Here is a 2898-nt window from a genome sequence, read left to right as displayed (position 1 = left end):
GGGCTCAGTTATCAGTAATCAGTTATCAAGGTATATAGTGCGGTGTTAATTGATAACTGATGCTGGTAGTGATAACTGTAAAAAGGCAGAGATTTTTAATCCTTATTCAGGATCAATACCCGTACTTTTAGGGTTGCGCACGGGTCAACATATTTACTTCGAAGGACATATTAGTAAGTGCTTCGGGTGATGAAGATAATAAAGAAAGCTGTGTAGCTGATTGATTCACAACATAGGCTACAGGTTTGGTAGTTTTTCTCACCATACCTTCTTCCACTGCTCTATTTAACCAATCTTGCATCTGTGATTGCCGGACTTCTAGATATTGAGCCAAAGATTTTATATCCTTGGGTTGCTGTAAATGATTGAGTAAGATAGGTAAAACAGCTTCGTATATGCTATGTGTAGGCGATGATAACCCTTGCTGGGAAGTTTGAGTTTCTATTGGTGAGTTGACTGTCTCAATCTCCACCGTTTCAACAGCAGAGGTAGCTTTTGCCAAAAGTTCTTTTAAAGAATCATTCCAAGGTTCAGCAGGAAAAGGTTGTGCACCGTGATTACACAATTGCTGATTACCTTCTGACGCGGTGGGATGCGTACGCACGAAAATAGGAATTTGTTGAGCTTGAGACAACGCTTCCACTGCACCAGCCCAAGTACCACCTTTACCAACAGAGGAATTTACAACAAGAGCATAATCAGCTAAGGCATAGATATATTTATTTCGCCCCATTGCATTACCAACATTGAAGCCAGCTTCAGGATCATAACTGGAAATCAACGTCAGCCTCCCCTCTTTAATACTAGAGCGATAATTGCTATTTACTGCCGCTTTAGTCAAGCTATCTGCTAGCACACCGACAGATGTTCCTCCGGCATGCAAAACTCCTAGCATTGCTTGTTGATCTACACCACGGGCTGCGCCTGAAATCACTTGCATTCCTTCTAATGCAATTCTCTGCGCGACTCTTCCCGTATAGGTAAGTATTTCCTCAGAGACATCACGAGAACCAACAATTGCTAGTCCTCCCAAGGACAGTAATTCAATATTACCAACCCCATAGAGAATTGGTGGTGCGGAATGCCTCAGACGCTGCTTAAAAACTTTCGGATACTTTGTATCACTTCGTCCTAGTATCCATAATCCTTGGCTTGTCCACTTCTCAACTGCTAAACTGAGCATTGCTCCGCGTTCTAGTAAAGCTAATAGCCTTTCTGGATAGACTTTACCTGTGATTTTTTCCAACTGTTTTTTTGCTGTTGGTTCTAGTAAATCCGCCGGGCGCATTTGATTTTCCCTCAACCATTCGGCTAAGGAGTTATACTCACTCAGGGTGAGGGGTTGAGGTTCTAGTTGGCGACTTTGCCCAAAGCTACCGCACAACAGCAATATTGCTTGAGTATCAGGTGGAAGGACGTGATTTAACATCAATTTTAGTCCCCTGCTTGACCAAATGAGTTGAGAGCTAATGCTACAGGAAAAACCTGACCACTACCAGCACGACGCAAAAGTGCTGCAATTACTGTAAAAGTCCAACGCGAATCTACCATATCATCAACCAAGAATACAGCACCGTCGATGCCTTCCCAAGAATCAACTACAAATGCCCCATCCAAATTATGAGCTTGTTGGTAACTATTGCTCATTTCTTTCTGTAACTTTGTTTGACGAACCTTTTGTACAACTGGCTTAAAAGGTAAACTTAGTCTCGTAGCCAATCTTTGAGCAAAGTTTGGCACAAGTTCTGGACGATTCAGTGAGGGAACACAAGTTACCCATGTGGGAAAAGGCTGTGGTTCCCAACGTTGAATCATCTCCACCATACCTTGTACCAGTAAATCATCAAAATGATTATCTTGATATTTACCTTGTTTGACTAATTCTCCCCAACCTGGATCACCCCATAAAGATAATGCCTTTCCCTGTTCTGCTTTTAAATTTTCGGGAATATTGCTACCAGAAAATCCGTAACTTGATAATGCTTGTAACGACCACTGTTTGCGTGGTTCAATAATTTGGTGGCTGCGACGTAGATACAAAACTGCTTGATTAACAATGTCCATAGAATAGGTTTCTGGTAGCAAAGGTTTACCTAAGCAAACAGCACATCTACCGCAAGCTGTTGGGTTGGGAGTGTCTAATTCTGCTGCCAAAAAAGCCATCAGGCATTGCTGACTCCTCATATATTCTGACATTCTAGCTTGTTCTTGGCGACGAATTTCTGTTAATCTTGCAATTTTTTCTGTGTCTGGTTGGTAATTTACTGGGGTAGCGTACCATTTAGAACTTTGCTTAGTTACAGGTGCAGGATATTCTAGGGAGAGGAGTTTTAAAACTTTTTCAATTTGACCTCTTGAAAGGTTTAGCTTTGTTTCTATTTGAGCTATAGAAAGACCTTTTTGTGCTTGATTAAGCACACTTAAAATCTGCTCCGTATGTATTTGTGGAGGAAATGCAGTATTGATGAAGTAGTTAGTAATTTCGTCATCTTCATCACCACTGAGGAGAATTCCATAGGCTGTTTCTACGGCTCTACCTGCTCGTCCTACTTGCTGATAGTAGTGTACAACCGAACCAGGACGTTGGTAATGAATGACAAAGCCTAAATCTGGTTTATCAAAGCCCATACCTAAAGCGGTAGTAGCGACTAATGCTTTAATTTTATTTTCTAAAAGTTGGTCTTCTAATGCTATACGAGTATCATTTTCTAAATTGCTATGGTAGGCTTTAGCATTAATATTTTGCGTGTTTAGCCACTCTGCTACTCTATCGGCATCTCTTACGGTTAATGTGTAAATAATTCCACTGCCAGGTAGTTTGGGTAGGTTTTCCACTAACCATGCCATTCGAGCAGCCGGACTGGGTAGAGAAATATGTTGTAAACGCAAACTTTTTCG

2 protein-coding genes are annotated in these 2898 nt (G+C 41.3%); both read right to left on the bottom strand.

What is annotated here, in order from left to right:
• Positions 1–127: 127 nt before the first annotated feature.
• Positions 128–1429 (bottom strand): DNA-processing protein DprA, encoded by a 1302-nt coding sequence (locus tag G4P69_RS36755; protein WP_208344906.1) that lies wholly within the window; start codon positions 1427–1429, stop codon positions 128–130.
• A gap of 5 nt (positions 1430–1434) precedes the next feature.
• Positions 1435–2898 (bottom strand): helicase-related protein (locus tag G4P69_RS36750; protein WP_208354766.1); only part of this gene is annotated, 1464 nt, incomplete at its 5' end.

The sequence above is a fragment of the Aetokthonos hydrillicola CCALA 1050 genome, from assembly GCF_017591665.1.
Lineage (GTDB): Bacteria > Cyanobacteriota > Cyanobacteriia > Cyanobacteriales > Nostocaceae > Aetokthonos > Aetokthonos hydrillicola.
This window is presented reverse-complemented; position numbering and strand designations above follow the sequence as displayed.